General features: G+C 71.3%; 18 protein-coding genes. 4 read left to right on the top strand and 14 right to left on the bottom strand.

The window, feature by feature from the left end; genetic code table 11:
• Positions 1–51: 51 nt before the first annotated feature.
• The 4 genes from BCF44_RS06635 to BCF44_RS06620 form a co-directional block, all read right to left on the bottom strand.
• Positions 52–1,002, bottom strand: coding sequence for an ABC transporter substrate-binding protein (locus tag BCF44_RS06635; protein WP_116173234.1), 951 nt, complete (start codon positions 1,000–1,002; stop codon positions 52–54).
• A gap of 4 nt (positions 1,003–1,006) precedes the next feature.
• The gene (locus BCF44_RS06630) at positions 1,007–1,708 is read right to left on the bottom strand and encodes a class I SAM-dependent methyltransferase (protein WP_116173232.1); all 702 of its coding nucleotides are present in this window, start codon (positions 1,706–1,708) and stop codon (positions 1,007–1,009) included.
• Between the two features lie 153 nt (positions 1,709–1,861).
• On the bottom strand, positions 1,862–2,725 hold the full coding sequence (gene mmuM, locus BCF44_RS06625) for a homocysteine S-methyltransferase (protein WP_116173576.1): 864 nt from the start codon (positions 2,723–2,725) through the stop codon (positions 1,862–1,864).
• A gap of 17 nt (positions 2,726–2,742) precedes the next feature.
• Positions 2,743–3,984, bottom strand: coding sequence for a S1C family serine protease (locus BCF44_RS06620; RefSeq protein ID WP_116173231.1), 1,242 nt, complete (start codon positions 3,982–3,984; stop codon positions 2,743–2,745).
• 109 nt (positions 3,985–4,093) lie between these two features.
• Here BCF44_RS06620 and BCF44_RS06615 point away from each other — a divergent pair, with 109 nt between their 5' ends.
• Positions 4,094–4,315, top strand: a complete 222-nt coding sequence (locus tag BCF44_RS06615; RefSeq protein ID WP_116173575.1) for a DUF2630 family protein — start codon at positions 4,094–4,096, stop codon at positions 4,313–4,315.
• A 16-nt stretch (positions 4,316–4,331) separates the two neighbouring features.
• Here the strand turns inward: BCF44_RS06615 and BCF44_RS55345 are convergent, their stop codons facing one another.
• Entirely contained in the window at positions 4,332–4,502 is a 171-nt protein-coding gene (locus BCF44_RS55345) for a hypothetical protein (RefSeq protein WP_170217370.1), read from the bottom strand.
• A gap of 211 nt (positions 4,503–4,713) precedes the next feature.
• Between BCF44_RS55345 and BCF44_RS55340 the strand changes: the two genes are divergently transcribed.
• Positions 4,714–4,890, top strand: coding sequence for a hypothetical protein (locus BCF44_RS55340; protein WP_170217369.1), 177 nt, complete (start codon positions 4,714–4,716; stop codon positions 4,888–4,890).
• Here the strand turns inward: BCF44_RS55340 and BCF44_RS06610 are convergent.
• The 3 genes from BCF44_RS06610 to BCF44_RS06600 are packed head-to-tail and all read right to left on the bottom strand — an operon-like array spanning position 4,887 to position 9,369.
• The gene (locus BCF44_RS06610; RefSeq protein ID WP_116173229.1) at positions 4,887–5,723 is read right to left on the bottom strand and encodes an ABC transporter permease subunit; all 837 of its coding nucleotides are present in this window, start codon (positions 5,721–5,723) and stop codon (positions 4,887–4,889) included. The two genes, BCF44_RS55340 and BCF44_RS06610, sit on opposite strands and share 4 nt — an antisense overlap.
• The gene (locus BCF44_RS06605; RefSeq protein ID WP_116173228.1) at positions 5,720–6,619 is read right to left on the bottom strand and encodes an ABC transporter ATP-binding protein; all 900 of its coding nucleotides are present in this window, start codon (positions 6,617–6,619) and stop codon (positions 5,720–5,722) included. Before BCF44_RS06605 ends, BCF44_RS06610 begins: the two co-directional genes overlap by 4 nt.
• A gap of 35 nt (positions 6,620–6,654) precedes the next feature.
• Entirely contained in the window at positions 6,655–9,369 is a 2,715-nt protein-coding gene (locus BCF44_RS06600) for a helix-turn-helix transcriptional regulator (protein ID WP_116173226.1), read from the bottom strand.
• A 151-nt stretch (positions 9,370–9,520) separates the two neighbouring features.
• On the opposite strand from BCF44_RS06600, the gene BCF44_RS06595 reads away from it, so the two are divergent.
• Positions 9,521–10,060: a hypothetical protein gene (locus BCF44_RS06595; protein WP_147328406.1), complete on the top strand. Its 540-nt coding sequence runs from the start codon at positions 9,521–9,523 to the stop codon at positions 10,058–10,060.
• A 49-nt stretch (positions 10,061–10,109) separates the two neighbouring features.
• Here BCF44_RS06595 and BCF44_RS06590 read toward each other — a convergent pair whose 3' ends face one another.
• Both BCF44_RS06590 and BCF44_RS06585 read right to left on the bottom strand, forming a co-directional pair.
• Positions 10,110–10,826, bottom strand: a complete 717-nt coding sequence (locus BCF44_RS06590; protein WP_116173223.1) for a glycoside hydrolase family 75 protein — start codon at positions 10,824–10,826, stop codon at positions 10,110–10,112.
• A gap of 89 nt (positions 10,827–10,915) precedes the next feature.
• Positions 10,916–11,359, bottom strand: coding sequence for an NUDIX hydrolase (locus BCF44_RS06585; RefSeq protein ID WP_116173221.1), 444 nt, complete (start codon positions 11,357–11,359; stop codon positions 10,916–10,918).
• Positions 11,360–11,436: 77 nt separating this feature from the next.
• On the opposite strand from BCF44_RS06585, the gene BCF44_RS06580 reads away from it, so the two are divergent.
• The gene (locus BCF44_RS06580; protein WP_116173219.1) at positions 11,437–12,102 is read left to right on the top strand and encodes a hypothetical protein; all 666 of its coding nucleotides are present in this window, start codon (positions 11,437–11,439) and stop codon (positions 12,100–12,102) included.
• A gap of 39 nt (positions 12,103–12,141) precedes the next feature.
• Here BCF44_RS06580 and BCF44_RS06575 read toward each other — a convergent pair whose 3' ends face one another.
• From BCF44_RS06575 to BCF44_RS06560, 4 genes are all read right to left on the bottom strand, one after another.
• Complete coding sequence (locus tag BCF44_RS06575) at positions 12,142–13,104, bottom strand: GlxA family transcriptional regulator (protein WP_211352913.1); 963 nt, start codon at positions 13,102–13,104, stop codon at positions 12,142–12,144.
• On the bottom strand, positions 13,101–13,724 hold the full coding sequence (locus tag BCF44_RS06570; RefSeq protein ID WP_116173217.1) for an HD domain-containing protein: 624 nt from the start codon (positions 13,722–13,724) through the stop codon (positions 13,101–13,103). The genes BCF44_RS06575 and BCF44_RS06570 overlap by 4 nt, the downstream gene beginning before the upstream one ends.
• 64 nt (positions 13,725–13,788) lie before the next feature.
• Positions 13,789–14,262 carry a DnaJ family domain-containing protein gene (locus BCF44_RS06565; RefSeq protein ID WP_211352912.1) on the bottom strand — a complete coding sequence of 158 codons (474 nt, stop codon included), beginning with the start codon at positions 14,260–14,262 and terminating at the stop codon, positions 13,789–13,791.
• A 10-nt stretch (positions 14,263–14,272) separates the two neighbouring features.
• A complete protein-coding gene (locus BCF44_RS06560) occupies positions 14,273–15,544 on the bottom strand; it encodes a COG1470 family protein (protein WP_116173214.1) in 1,272 nt (423 codons plus the stop codon).
• Positions 15,545–15,614 lie beyond the last annotated feature (70 nt).

The raw sequence follows: 15,614 nt of genomic DNA, 5'->3' as shown, positions 1-15,614 counted from the left end.
CGCCCGGCGGGCGATTCGGAACCGGGACCTTGGTCCTGTCTCGACCGGGACCTACCCGATCAGGTGACCGACGTCAAGCCCGGTCTTCAACTGGCCATAGGTCAGCATGAGGTCGGCCACGCGTTGCAGCCGGTCCCGGGACACCGAGGTCGGGAACACCGGGATCGCGACCTCGCGGGCGATGTCCGGCGACACGCCCGCCACGAACGTCGGCAGGATCCGTTGCACGGCAACAACATCACGCGCATCGGCCGCGCCACGCCCGAGCGCCCGCCGGAATCCTTCGACCACTCGGGGATGCCGCTGGGCGAACTTGTCCAGCGCGAAGTAGCCGGCGATCGGCAGATCGTGCGCCGGGCCGGGCCCGTAGAGATCGACCACCGGCACCGCGCCGATCTGCCGCCGCGCCATCGTGATGAACGGCTCCAGCTGGATCGCGGCGTCGACTTCCTTGCCCGCCAAGGCCGCCGGGGTGTCGGCGTGGTGCACGATCGGCGTCTTCACCGACGCCGGATCGACACCGTCGGCCTGAAGGACGGCCTTGAGCGCGAGCAGCGGAATGTCGTTGGGGGCATTGCTGCTGACGGTCCGCCCGGCCAGGTCCTGCGGCCCGTGGATGCCGGAATCCGGCCTGGTGGCAACGATTTGCACGTGCGGCGCGCCCTGCGAGCCGTCGGCCAGTACCCGATAGTCGCCCGTGCCGTTTGCCTGCGCCTGAAAGAGAGTGGCCCAGTTGCCGAAGCCGATGTCGATGTGGTCGCCGGCAAGCAGCGGCAGGCTGTCGGTGCCGCTCTTGGTCGGCGTGATCCGTACGTCCAGATCCTCGTCGCGGAAGTACCCCTTGCTGAGGGCGAGGTAGAACGGGGCCGTGTCGATCACCTGCATCACGCCGACCCGCACGACGGTCTGGCCGGTGTCGCGCGGCTGCTCGTCCGCCCCGTTGAGCAGGCTGCATCCGGTGAGCGACAGCAGGGCCACAACCATCAACGCGAGGCGACGCATCGGTTCACGCTCCCTTGTAAACGGTTCGCCAGCAGATGGTGGTGAACCTGGCGTCGACGATGTCCGCGGGCACCAGTGACCGCTGGTGGTCGAGGAATTCCTGCCGTTCCAACGGGTCCAGCGCGATGACCCGGCTGTACGTGCCGAGCAGGGCGACGAGGTCGTCGACGTGCCGACGCCAGGTCCAGCGGAGCACGCGGTACTGCGGCGTGGCGAACGGCTCGGTGGCGCTCAGGATGAGGCGCCCCGGGCGGCGGGTCTCGTCGTGCGCACCCGTCACCGGCGACCAGAACTCCGCCGTCCAGTCGTCGTGGATATCGGGCAGATTCCACGCCACGGCAAGCGTTCCTCCCGGTCGGAGCACCCGCGCGACCTCCCGCGTCGCCGCCGGTTGGGCGAACCAGTGCCACGACTCGAAGGCGACGACCAGGTCCGCCGTGCCGTCCTCCACCGGGATGTCCTCCGCGGTTCCGGCAAGCAGCTTCACGCCGTCAACCGTGAAGGCGGCTCGCATCTTCGCGTCGGGTTCGACCGCCAGCACCTCGTCGGCGTATCGGGTGAGGCGGTGGGTCTGGATGCCCGTGCCCGCCCCGAGTTCCACCGCCCGGTGGCACGGGTGCGGCACCAGCCAGTCGAGGGCGGCGTACGGGATCACGGACCGCAACCGGTGGTAGGCCTCGGCGACGTCTCCGAATGCACGGGACATAGGCGTCAGCGTGGCGGTGATGTCGCGGGCGTGCAGGGAGTTGAGGGAGAGTCACCGAATCGGCGCAGGCGGGACGCAAGTTGCCGCCCTGCTTGGGCTGTTGATCTACCTGAAACCTACATTCGGTGTGCCTGAGAGCGCGACTCGCGGGGGTTAGGGGAGGTGGGTGGCGATGGCGGTGATGTCGGTGGGGGTGATGCGGCAGCAGCCGCCGATGAGGCGGGCACCGTCGGAGAGCCAGGTGGTGACGGGTGAGGGGTCGGTGGCGGGGGCGAAGGTGCGGCGGCCGTCCCAGGCGCGGGCGACAGGGTCCCAGGCTTCGCCGCTGTTGGGGTAGACGACCACAGGCTTGCCGCTGACGGCAGCGGCCAGGGGCACGGCGGCTGTGGCATCGAAGGGATCGCAGCAGTTGACGCCGACGGCGAGGATCTCCGGCACGTCCCGGACCAGGGCGAACGCCTCGGCGAGGGGTTGGCCGGCGCAGGTGGAGGACCCCCTGATGCTGAAGGACAGCCATGCCGGGATGCCGGTGCCGGCGATGATGGTGACCAGCGCCTCGGCCTCGTCGAGGTCGGGGATGGTCTCGAAGGCCAGCACGTCCGGTGACGCCGACGCCAGGGCTTCGATGCGCGGGCGGTGGAAGTCGACGAGCTCCCGCACGGTGAGCCCGTACCGGCCCCGGTACTCGGAACCGTCGGCGAGCACCGCCCCGTACGGACCGACGGACGCCGCCACCCACAGCCGGCGGTCGTCGACGTCGGCCTGGAACGACGCCTGCCGCGCGAGCCGGACGCTCTCCCGCAGCAGCGTCGAAGCCTCCGACCCGAAGCCCTCGAAGGAAGCCTGGTAGCTGGCCGTGGTGCCCACATCCGCCCCGGCCTCGTAGTACGCGCGGTGCGCCGCGACCACCGCAGCCGGGTCGTCACGGAGCAGCCGGGCCGACCACAGCCGGTCGGACAGGTCGTGGCCGGCGGCGGCCAGCTGGTTGGACAGGCCGCCGTCGAGCACCAGCGGCATGTCCAGCTGGAACGCCACTACTGCGCCGGCCCCTTCGCGAGTTGCACGGTGACATTCTGCTGGCCTTGCGGGGTGTCCACGCCGAGTGTCACCCGGTCGCCCGGGTGAAACGCGGTCAGCAGGTTGGTCAGGGTGTTCCACGAGTCGACGGTCCGGCCGTTGAGCGTCACGATGACGTCGCCCTGGGTGATGCCGGCGGCCTCGGCCGGCGAGCCCTGCACGACACCGGAGATGACGGCCCCGTTGGTGGTGTCCTGCGTCCGCCGGCCGCGAGCGGTCGACGCGACCTGGACGTTCACGCCGAGGAAGCCGGAGTCGCCGATGTGCACAGTGGCGCTGGCCTGGTGCGCAGCGATCTGTTTCTCGATGGCGATCGCCTGGTCGATGGGGATGGCGAAGCCCTGGCCGCCGCCGGTGGCCTGGCCGCCGCGGTCCATCTGGAAGCCCTGGGACGCGGCGGTGTCCATGCCGATGACCTTGCCGTCGGCGCTGACCAGGGGCCCGCCGGAGTCGCCCGGCTGCACGTCGGCGGCGACCTGGATCAAGCCGGTGAGCTGCTCGGACGTGCCGTCCTCGCTGGACGCCGTGATGGCCTGCTGCAACGCCGTCACGGTGCCGGGCGCCACGCTCGGGGCGCCACCGACGCCGCCGGCGTTGCCGATGGCCACGATGGAGTCGCCCTGGGCGACGCCGGCCGAGGACCCGATCGGGGCGACGGCCAGGCCGGAGGCGTTCTCCAGCTGGATGACGGCGACGTCGTGGGAACGGTCGTAGCCGACGACGGCGGCCTGGTACGTCTGGCCGTTGCCGATGTCGACGGCGCTGATCCTGGTGGCCCCGTTGATGACGTGGTTGTTGGTCAGCACCAGCCCGGTGGCGGACAGCACGATGCCGGTGCCGGCGGCCTGGGCCTGCTGGAAGCCGAGCGTGGTGGTGATGTCCACCAGCGCGGGGTCGATCTTGGCGGCGACGCCGGAGGTGTCCTGCGGCGTCTGCGTCTCGGTGCGGCCGGGCTGCCGCGGCGGCGCGTACGTCTGCGAGGGCAGGCTGGAGTTCTGGGAGTTGAGCAGCGTCGGGATGTAGCCGCCGGCGGCCGCGCCCAGCGCCACCCCGGCAGCGACGGCCAACGCCACCGTGAGCACCGTCCGCCCGGTCCGCCGGGGCGGAGGCGGCGGCGGAGGCGGCTGGTACTGGTAGCCCTGGTAACCGTGGTAACCGCCCTGGTCCTGCATCTGGGGGTAGCCGTACGGCTCGGTCATCGCCCTCTCCCGTCGTCCTCCTCCTACCACTACACCTCGCCTTCCTGAGGAGAGCCTGAGTGCAGCCTGTCAAGGGTGGGGTAAGAATGGGCCCATGAACGACAAGCCCATGAGCGATCGGGATGTGCTCGGACGGGTCAAGGCCCTCGTCGACGAGGAGCACAAGCTCCGCAACCACGAGCCGGACCCCACCCGGTTGGCCCAGGTGGAGACGGAGCTGGACCAGTGCTGGGACCTGCTGCGCCAGCGGCGGGCGCACAAGGAGTTCGGCCAGAACCCGGACGAGGCGTCGGTGCGCCCGGTTCGGGAGGTGGAGGGCTACCAGCAGTGACTCGGCGCTGACGGATTCAGGGGCGCCCGTCGGGGCCGGCCGCGGCGGTGCAGGTGTACCTGCGGTGCAGCACCCGCTGCCCGAGGCTGTTGGTGATGCGACCGCACCGGCACGCGCCGATGTCCAGGCCGTCCTCGACGGGGCGGGTCCGATAGGTCGGCCGGCGTACGCGCTGGTGCAGGGTCATGTCGACGCTCCGTTCCGATCGCGGGGTGCCTTTTCGCCTACCCGGCGGTAGCCGGGGCGCAAACCCCGGCCACCCCATCGGCCGCGCCGGCGTCACCGTCCGTGTCCGGACCTGCGCCGACCGTGCGAACCCGGTATCGGGTGCACGCTCTCAGGAACGCATCACTACTCTCACGGTGTGATCGTCACCTTCCTCACCGCCGGAGCGCTGCATGTCGGGTAACCGGTTCGGGCCGCTGGACCCGTTCTGCTTCCTGGCGGTCGTGCCGCTGGTGATCGTGGCGGTCGTGCTCGTCATCAGCGATCTCATCGCGTTCGCGCTCATCCCGCTGGCCCTGGCCGGCCTCATCCTGCTGGGCGACTCCTGGGCCAACCGGCGGCCCTCCTAGGCGTCCCGGCGCCGGAGCAGGTAGCCGCCGATCAGCAGGGCGGCCAGCGCGTAGCCGCAGAACACCGCGAAGCCGCCCCACGGGCTCAGCGTGGCCGCCGCGTCGGGGTGCACGACCAGCAGCTGCTGACCGGCGTTGCTCGGCAGGTACGGGTTGATCTTGTCGCCCCAGTCGGACGGCAGCGCCTCGCCCAGCACCGGCAGCACCAGCAGCAGCCCGAACACGGTCGCCACCGACCCGGCGGTGCTGCGGATCACGAAGCCGATGCCGGTGCCGATCAGGCCGACGACCGTCAGGTACAGCCCGGTGCCGACCACGGCCCGCAGCACGCCGTCCGCGCCGAGGGTGGTGCCGATGTGCTGGCCGTCCAGGAACGCCTGCCCGACGAAGAACGCGGCGAACGCGGCGATCTCCGTCACGACCAGGGTGATGACGGCGAACACCGCCGCCTTGGCCACCAGTACCGGCCAGCGGCGGGGCGCGCCGACGAGGCTGGAGCGGATCATGCCGGTGCCGTACTCGCCGGTCACCACCAGCACGCCGAGCACGCCGATGACCAGCTGGGCGATGGCGTAGCCGCGCAGGCTGACCTGAGCCGGGTCCAGCCGCAACTGCTCGACGTGGGTCATCAGCGGGTACCGGTTGGCCGTCACGGCGGAGAACAGCCCGCCGAGGCCGACCATGGCCAGCACCATGCCGCCGAGCGTGAAGTACGACGACCGGAGCGACCAGAACTTCGACCATTCCGAACGCAGCACCCGCGGGAGGGTCACGCGCACGTTGTCGGGCATTTCCGCCCGGCGAACAACGGGCTTGGACGTAACGGCGGTCATGACGCCTCCCGGAACTCGACGGCGTCCTTGGTGAGATCCATGAACGCTTCCTCCAGCGACGCGGTGATCGGCGTGAGCTCGTCCAGCGCGATCGAGTGCTCACAGGCGACCCGCCCGATCGCGGAGCTGTCCAGGCCGTTCACCTGCAACACGCCGGGCTCCACGGCGTCGACGGTCACGTCGGGGCCGACGAGCAGGTCGCGCAGACGGGCCGCCTCCTGGGCGCGGACCCGCACGCTGCGGCCGATGGCCGTCACCTCGGCCACCGACGCGTTGGCGATCAGCCGGCCCTTGCCGATGACGATGAGGTGGTCGGCGGTCAGGGCCATCTCGCTCATCAGGTGCGAGGAGACGAACACCGTGCGCCCCTCCGCGGCCAGCGACCGCAGCAGGGTGCGGATCCAGCGCACACCCTCCGGGTCCAGGCCGTTGACCGGCTCGTCCAGAATCAGCGTGGCCGGGTCGCCGAGCAGCGCCGCGGCGACCCCGAGCCGCTGCCCCATGCCCAGCGAGAAGCCGCCGACCCGCTTGCGGGCCACCTCCTGGAGCCCGACCAGGTCGATGACCTCCTCGACCCGGCGGCGCGGAATGCCGTGGGTGAGGGCCATCGCCAGCAGGTGGTGGTACGCGGACCGTCCGGTGTGGACGGCCTTGGCCTCCAGCAGCGCGCCGACCTCCCGCAGCGGCGCGGCGTGCTCGGCGTAGTGCCGGCCGTTGACCAGCACCTCGCCGGCGGTCGGGCGGTCCAGCCCGACGATCATGCGCATGGTGGTCGACTTGCCGGCCCCGTTCGGGCCGAGGAAACCGGTCACCGCGCCGGGACTCACCGTGAACGACAGGTCGTCGACAGCGACCCGGGTCCCGTAGCGTTTGGTCACACCGTTGACTTCAATCACGCCCGTAGGGTGCATCCACCGGCCTGACAGGACTCTCAGAAACCCTGGCTCCACGCGGCGGCGACCGCGGCACGGGTCTTCACGCCGAGCTTCTGGAAGATCCGGGACAGGTGCGCCTCGACGGTCTTGGGGCTCATGAACAGCCGCTCGGCGATCTGCCGGTTGGTGTGCCCGGCGGCGACCAGCTCGGCGATCTGCCGCTCCCGGTCGCTCAGCGGCGACTGCCCGTCCGGCACGGGCTTGCGGTTGCGGCCGCCGACCCGGCGCTGGTGGATCTCGGCCTGGCGAAACAGCGGATCCGCGCCGCAGGCGGCGAACAACGCCTTGGCCCGGCCGAATTCGGCCATGGCCCGGGTCCGGTCCTCGAGCGTGGTCAGCGCCGCGCCCGCGAACATGTGCGACTGCGCCTGGTAGAGCCGCATGTCGACGGCCTCGAACGCGGCGGCCGCGGTCGCGGCGACCTCGGCCGCGCCGGCGGCGTCGCCGTTGGCCAGCAGGATCGTGCCGCGCGCCAGGGACGCGTGGCCGCGGTGGCCGTTCAGGCCGCTGACCGACGCCGTCATCTCGGCCCGCTGCACGGAAAGCTCCGCCGCCGCGAGGTCCCCGAGCGCCAGCTCGGCGTGGGCCAGCGTCCGCAGCCAGGCCGCCCGGGTCGGGAACTCCAGGTGCGGCAACGTTTCCCCGCCGCCGATGTCCAGCAGCGTGCTGCGGGCCCCGGCGGCGTCGCCGGTCTGGAGCTTGGCCTGCGCCAGCATGCCGGCGGCGATGGTCGGGCCCCGGCCGGCGGCACTACCCATTTCGGACACCGTCTTCTCCGCCGCCCGCAAGGCATTCGCCGGCTCGCCCGTCCACAGCTGCACGGCGACGACGACGCCGGCGGCCATGGTGCGCAACTCGTCGCTGCCGACCAGCACCGCCGCCTCGAACGCCTCGTCGGCGTACCGGGAGGCCTCGTCGAGGCGGCCGGTCCACATGCAGGCGTAGGCCAGGCCCACGAGCAGATCGGCCAGCAGATAGCTGCGGCCGCTGGCGCGCGCCAGTTCCAGGCCGCGGGTCAGGTGCCGGACGGCGTCGTCGTACCGTTCCAGGAAGACCTCGGTCCAGCCGGCGCGCAGGATCGACTCCAGCTGGCCCATCAGCATCTTGTCCTGGGCGCGGTCGATCATCCGGACGGCGTTGTCCAGATGCGCCGCCGCCTCGGCGGTGGAGCCGTAGAAGGTGTGGGCGAGCGCCAACAACGCCGTGATGGTGGCGATGAGCTCGTGCTCGCTCTCCGCCGTCGCCGACTCCAGCGCACGCTCGCCCCAGCTGACGGCCGTGGCGAAGTGGCTGCCGCGCATCGCACCGGCCGCGACCTCCAACTCCAGCGCGGCCTTGCCCTTGCCGGTGCCGAGTTCGCTGAGCAGCAAGCGTTTCACGCCGGTCGGGCTGCCCAGCAGGCGCTCCACCATGGCCAGCGTGGTGACGGCCTCCAGGCGCTGGTCGCTCGGCCCGGCCGGCAGCCGGCCCAGCACCTCGTGCAGGATCTCGCGGCTCTCGTTGAGCTGGCCCGCCACGGCCAGCGTGTGCGCCAGCCGCATCGACAGCTCGGGCTGGTCGACGGCGCGATCTCCCAGCAGCCGCAACGCTTCTCGCAGCCAGTGCGCGGCGCGGGCGGGGGCCAGCGAGGTGGCCTGGTCGGCCGCGCCGACGAGCACCTCCACCGCCCGCGCGTCGCCGATCGTCGCCGAGCGTTCGAGGTGGGTCGCCTGCACGGCAAGGGAAGCGCCCCGCTCGGCGAGCAGCCGCGCGGCCCGGCCGTGCGCGCCGATCCGCCAGCCGGCGCCGGCGCTGCCGTAGACGACCGAGCGCAGCAGCGGGTGCCGGAACTGGAACCGTTGCCCGGCAACGGACTGCCGGATCAGGTCGCGGGCGATCAGCTCGTCCAGGGCGGTGAAGGTGTCGATGTCCTCGGTCTGCGCGACGGCCCCGATCAGGCCCGCCTCGAACTCTTCGCCGAGCACGGCCGCCGCCTGCGCGACCAGCCGCACCGGCGGCGCGAGGCCGGCGAGCTCGCCGATGAGCACCGCCCGCACGGTGTCCGGCAGCTCGTCGCGGTCGCCGGGATCCAGGCGCAGCAGGGCATCCAGGTAGAACGGGTTGCCGCCGCTGGCCTCGAACAGCTCCGCGCCCCGCGCCTGCGACACCGTCTCACCGCAGAACTCGGCGGCCTCGACCGGAGTCAGCGGCCCGACCTCGATGCGCCGCCACCACTCCTCCCGGGCCAGGCCGGAGAACGCGTTGGCCAGGCGATCCGGCAGCTGGCGCGGCCGGTACGCCATCGCCAGCACCGTCGGAGGCCCCTCCGGCGGCCCCTCGGGCGGGTGCCGCAGCACGTGCTCGATCAGCTCGACGCTGGCCTCGTCGGCCCAGTGCACGTCGTCCAGCACCAGCACCGTGCCGGGCAGCAGGGACCGCGCCGACCGGTACAGCGCGGCCCGGCCGTCCGGGGTGTCGACGCTGGTCAGCAGGTCCGTCCAGGCGTCGCCGAAGGCGTCGGAGAACATCGCGAACGGCAGCCGCTCGAACTCGGTCGCCTTGCCGGCGGCGACCCTTGCGCCGCGCGTCGCGGCGGCGGCCCGCAGCTCCGCCAGCAGCGCCGTCTTGCCCATGCCGGGCTCGCCCAGCAGTTCCACGACACGGAAGGTCGCGGCGTCCAGGGCGCGCGCCAGCTCCCCGAGCTGCGCGCTCCGTCCGACCACTCCGACCACCGCTGCCGCTCCCTATCCCGATACGTGTAGGGAAATGCCGGATGTTAGCGGAAACGGCGGTTCGGCAGGGTCTCACCTGTCGCTGTCGCGGTCGTGCACGCCCAGCGATCGCATATCGGAGACACATTTCTATTGCGAGAGGAATACGATCTTGAGTACGTCCCAGGCCATGCTGCCGACCGTCCGGCGGCCCGGCACCGTCATGGCCGCGCTGATCGCCACCCTCGTCTCGGTGGTGGCCGGCGTCGCCACCGCGATCACGGTCTACACCGGTGGCACCGACATGGTGAAGTCGCTGCTGTCCGACCCGGATGTGCTGGCCAAGCTGGGCCTGAGCGCCGACGAGATGGACGCGGCCAAGTCGCTCGGCGGCGACGACCTGTTCAAGCCGGTGCTCGACGCGGCGTACGGGTCGCTCGCCACTCGCGCCACGTTCGCGCTGGTGCTGGCGGTGGTGCTGCTGCTGGGCGGGGTGTTCGCGCTCAACGCGGCGCGGTGGGCCCGAATCCTGGTCACGGTGGCCGGCGTCGTCGCGATCGGCCTCCAACTGCGCGTGGTGACCGACCTGGCGACCAGCCCGATGAAGCTGTTCGGGCTGCTCATCATCGCCAGCACGCTCATCGCGGTCGTGCTGTGGTGGCTGCCCGCCAACGGGCGCTACGCCAAGGCGCGCAAGGCCGTCCAGGCCTGACGCGAGGGGTCGGGGCGGGGGCTCGGGCGAGCCCCCGCCCCGCTGTCGCTCAGTTCTTGCTGACGAACGCGGCGGCGGCCTTGCGGCCCGCCGTCACGGTCGCGTTGTGGTCCTCGATCGCGCCGGACTTCGAGCCCGGGAACACGATGTAGGTCACGGGGTCGGCGGTGCCGCCGTTCTTGGGGTCGGGGTTGATCCCCAGCGACTTGGCCGTCGCGTACGAGGCCTCGCCGATGATGTTGTTCGGGCCCTCGTCGCCGAAGACCGCGTATTCGACCTGGCCCTTGTAGACCACGGCCAGGATGTCGCCGCCCTTGATGCCGTTCTTGCTGTAGCTGAAGCGGCTGCTGGGCAGCGGGATCACCACGTACGGCGTGACGGCGGCGCTGAGCGGCTTGCCGTTGGCCAGGTGGAACGAGGTGTCGTTCTGATAGCAGCAGTCGGTGTTCTTGTTGCACTGCGCGGTGGTCTGGCCGTCGCAGTCGATGTTCATGCCGGACGTCCAGAAGAAGGCGCCGGTGGCGCCGCAGATGTTGACCTTCTTGTTGGCCTGGGTGTTCGTGTAGGTGCCCTTGCTCACCACCTTGCAGTTGGCGGTCTTCGCCAACAGCTCGGCGGCCGTCGGGCTACCGCCGTCCGCCTTCGGCGCCGCCGCCTGGGACGCGGCGGCCGGAGCCTGGGGTGCGGCCTGAGCCGTGAGCTGAGCAGGGACGAGCACCGCGGCGGCCGCGAGCAGGGCGGCCAACGCGTACTTCAACTTCGCCATGCGATTCCTCCGCAAGATGGCTTTCGACCACGTTGCGGCGGCGGATGTCATCGTTGTACGGCATTCAAAGCTGAGCCGTCAACGTGTGCTCAGGTGGGCAGCCGGTCCAGGAACGGGCGCTGTCCCTTGACCAACTTGACGCGGGCGTCGTCCAGGCCGAACCACGCGACCCGGTCCATTTCGGGAAACTCCCTGGTCCTGCCCGACTTGGGCGGCCACTCCAGCTCGAAGGTGCCGGGCACGACGGCGGCCGGATCGAGATCTCCCTCCACCGCCCACAGGGTCACGGTCTTGCCGGACTGCTTCACCTCGCCCAGCGGCAGCAGCTCGCCGTCCGGCGCGGGCAGGCCGAGCTCCTCCCGGAACTCGCGGCGCGCGGCGGCCAGCGGCTCTTCGCCGTCGTCGATCAGTCCCTTCGGCACGGACCAGGCGCCGTCGTCCTTTCGGGCCCAGAACGGTCCCCCCATGTGACCGATCAGCACCTCCGTCCGGCCGTCGACCCTTCGGAAGACCAGGATTCCCGCGCTGCGCATGGACGGAACGTACTCGTGACGCGGCGGTGACGCCGTCCCGGCTACCCTGCGCGCATTTACTGGGAGGGGAAAGCACCATGTCACGACGGCCCGTTCTCGCCGCGCTGGCCATCATCGCCATCGGCGTCGGCCTCGCGCCGGAAGCCGCCGCGTCCACCGTTCACCATCCTGCTGTGTCTCATCCCTTTGGGGAAATATTCGCCACCAACAACACCGCCACCATCACGGATCCGAACGACCCTCGGCTGAAGACCCGCCTGGTCGCGTTCGGCGCTCAGGTCGAGGGCATCATCGCCGCCAACGGGGCCCGGCCCGGGTGCAGCACCCTGCTCAACGGCGTGTTCTGGTCGGACGACCTCAAGACCGCCACCTACGAGCGGTCCCGCGAGTTCGATGTGGACCACGTCAGCGCGACGAACCTGCACCACATCGCGTCGGTGATCCGCAAGCAGTACGACCAGGAGTCGGTGCTCACGTTCCAGTACCTCCCGCAGGCCGGCGCCGACTCGGTCGAGGTCGAGGTGCCGGGCGTCACCGTGCAGCAGCTGTTCAACGGCCTGGCCGCGGATCCGGTGCTGCGCGAGGAGCTCGGCGGTGGATCGGTCACGGCCGACGGCAACCGGCTGGCGCTGATCGCCGACTCCTCCGAGCTGGGGGCGATCAAGACCTTCGTGGGCGAGCTCGGCGCGTCCTGGTCGAAGGCCACCGTCGCGTACGGGCACCTGGAGTTCGTCGCCGACTGACCGTCACGCTCTGACGTTGATCGGCGGCACCGATCAACGTCAGCGTCGTGAGGTGCGGAAACGGGCTCGGTAGGCGCTCGGCGTGACGGCGAGCGTGCGCAGGAACAGCCGCCGCAGCGATTCCGCGGAGCCCAGTCCGACCCGGCGCGCGACCAGGTCGACGGCGTCGCTGCCGCCCTCCAGCAGCGCGCGGGCGGCCTCCACCCGCACCGAGTCGACGAACTCCGCCGGCGTGCTGCCGATCTCGGCGGTGAACAGCCGCGTCAGGTGCCGACCGCTGAGGTTGGCCATGGCGGCGAGGTCCTCGAGGCGGTGCGGGCCCGCCGGATCGGCGACGATCGCGTCCATCACCTGCCGGACGGCCTCACTGCGCGGGTTGCGCGGGCCGAGGCGGGCGCTGAACTGCGACTGCCCGCCCGGCCGGGCCATGAACACCACCAGGTGCCTCGCGACGGCCCGGGCCAGGTCGGCGCCGTGGTCGTCCTCGACCAGCGACACCGTCAGGTCGATGCCGGCGGTGATGCCCGCGGAGGTGATGATCTTGCCGTCCCGGACGAACAGCGGATCCGGCTCCACCGTGACCAGCGGATAGCGGCGGGCCAGCACGTCGGCGAGCGCCCAGTGCGTGGCCACCTTGCGGCCGTCCAGCAGCCCCGCCTCGGCCAGCGGGAACGTCCCCGCGCACACGCCGGCCACCCGCTCCGCGCGGTCGGCCAGGTCGCGGACGGCGTCGGTCAGCGGCCGGTCCGCGATGGCGCGCAGCCAGTCCGGCGTCCCCGGCACGAACACCGTGCCGACCTTGCGCGGCACGTCCGCCAACGCGACGTCGGCGGCGATCCGGACGCCCGCCGACGTGCGGACGGCGTCGCCGGTGAGCGAGGCGATCAGGACCTGGTAGTCGGCGCCCTGTTCGTTGGCGGTGTTCAGCACGTCGACCGGACCGGCGACGTCGAGTAGCTGCACGCCGTCGAAGGCCAACACGACCATCAGGTGACGGCTCATTCCGGCCAGGCCGAGTTCACGATCGCCTCCACGAAGTCGCCGCGCTCGAAGCCGGGCAGGTAGTGCTGGAGGACGTCCGCCTTGACGTTGCCGAAGGTGGTCTCCGGCCTGGACGCGATGCCCTCCGTGAAGGCCTTCAGGATGCGGCGCTTGAAGTCCGGGCGGGGGTGCAGCGCGACCACCTCGGCGCGGGTGTCCGGGTCGATGTCGTGGAAGCCGATGCCGAGCACGTCGTACTCGACGCCGGCGGTGAGCAGCGCGACCTCCGGCTCCATGAACTCCGGGATGCCGGGCGTGGTGTGCAGCGCGATCGCCGTCCACACGCGGCGGACGCTGTCGTCGGGGACGCCGTGGCCGCGCAGGAAGTCCCGGGCCGCGTCCGCGCCGTCCACCTCGAAGCGGCGGCCGCTGGTGCGGTGCTTCTCGCCCAGGCCGATGTCGTGGAACATGGCGGCGACGTAGAGCAGCTCCGGGTCGACGCTGAGGTCCCGGTTGCGGCCCTGGAGGCTGCCCCAGTGGTAGACCCGCCGGGAGTGGTCGAAGACCAGGTCGGACGTCTGGTCGCGGACGAACTCGGTGGCCGCGCGGGCGAGCCCGGTGTCGGGGATATCGATGGTCATGGCACCGATCGTGCTGTCCGCGGTGCCGCCGCGCCCGTGTCCATCAGGCCACGATACCCACGTATCAGGACATCCGCCGGTTCCACCAGCGGCGCTTCTTCCCGGGCTCGGGTGTCGCCAGCACCGGCCGTGGCGTGGCCTTGGCCGCGCGCCACTCGGCGACCACCGCGTCGGCGTTCTGCGGGCCGACCCGGACGTGCGGCCCGCTCGGCGACCGCAGCCAGGCGGCGATGCGCTTGTTCAGGTCGGCGACATGCTCCCGCACCAGCCGCTCCGACGGCATGTCCCGCACCGTTTCCGACAGTCGCTCGACTTCCTTGCGCAGCTGGAGCGACGTCGGCAGCAAGGCCTCGGTCGGGCCACCCTCACGCGCGAGGTAGCTGCGCGCCCACCAGTCCGGGTCGCGCAGCTCGCCACGGTCGGGCAGCGGTTTCCCCTTGCCCGGAAGGTTGTCGAACTCCCCCCGCTGTTCCCCCTCACGGATCTGCTTGTCCAGCCACGTCTCGAAGTTGACACCGGCGGGCCTGCGCTCCGTCATACGGCCGATTCTACTGGATTTTACCGGAGAACGAGGCCGAGCTGCGGCAGGTGCCCGAGGTCGCCGACGCGCAGTTGACCGTGATCACGAGGTGCTGTCCCGGGGCGAACCGCCAGGTCTGGCCGACGTGGTAGTCGAAGGCCCGGAAGTTGCCGAGGCCGAACTCCGCCAGCACCTGGTTGTCCCGCTGGAGCCGGATGATGCCGGTGTCACCGTACGGGTTCTGGAGCAGGAAGTCCGTCACCACAAGGGTCTTGTCCGCCGGCGGCGGCGTGTCCATGCCGAACTTCTTGAAGTTGTTGGGATCCGCGGTCACCGGGGCGTTGGCCACGATACGGAAGTCGGTGTCCGTGCCGGGCACGTCGCCCGCGCCGGTCCCCGTGCCCGTGCCCGGCGTGCCCGGCTTCGGCGCGCCGCCGCCGGCCGCCGCCTGCGCCTGGGAGGCCTGCTGCTGCGCCGAGGACGCCTGCTGCTGGGCCTGGTTGGCGATGGAGATGACCGGCGTCACCTGCTCCTGCGCCGCCTCCTTGGCCGTGGACTGCACCTCCGGCTTGATCACCGTGAACCACAGCGCGACGGCCAGGATGATCAACGCCAGCAGCGCGGCCAGCGCCGGCAGCAGCCACTTGGGCAGCAACTGGTTCTGGATGAACGCGCCGTCCGCGTTGACCGGCTCGCCGCCGGTGGTCAGCACCGTGGCCTGGAACTGGTGCTTGCGCTCCGCCCCGCGCAGGTACCGCTTGTGCGGCTTGGCCGTGAACGGCACGAACGCCGCCGTGCCGGGCTCCACCGTCAGCGTCGGCTGCCGGAAGCGGAAGGACAGCCGCTCCTCGGTGTCGGTGGCGATCAGCTCGACCTCGGCCGGGCAGTTGCCGAGGTTGTCGATCACCAGCTCGTGCCGGCCGCTCATCCGGCCGTGCGAGGTGCGCGGCGTCACCTCGGCGCGCAGGTCGATGAACGGGGCGACGGTGATCACGCCCTCGTCGACGACCGAGCCCTCCGGGTCCTCCCGGGACTTCACGCGGACGCCGAACGGCGTCTGCCCCGCGCGCGCCTCCGAGCTGCGCGGCGGGGCGAAGGTCAGCGACACGGTGCCCATGTCGCCGGGCATCAGGTTCACGACGCGCGGCTCGGCGGTCGCCCACTGCTGCGCGTCGCCGATGACGTCCACGGCGAACTGGTCCACGATGCTGCCGGTGTTGCGGATCTGCACGACACAGTGGGCCTGCTCGCCGGGATTGACGGCCAGGCTCGGCTGTTCGAGCGACGTGATGGCACCCATGGCGAAAAGTGTCGGACGCTGGCACGATCGGGGGCAGCGACGTTCGGGAGCGCCTGGGTGCAACCCGGTT

Source organism: Kutzneria buriramensis (assembly GCF_003387475.1).
GTDB lineage: Bacteria > Actinomycetota > Actinomycetes > Mycobacteriales > Pseudonocardiaceae > Kutzneria > Kutzneria buriramensis.
The sequence above is the reverse complement of the archived record's forward strand: the minus strand, read 5'-3'. Positions and strand labels throughout refer to the sequence as shown.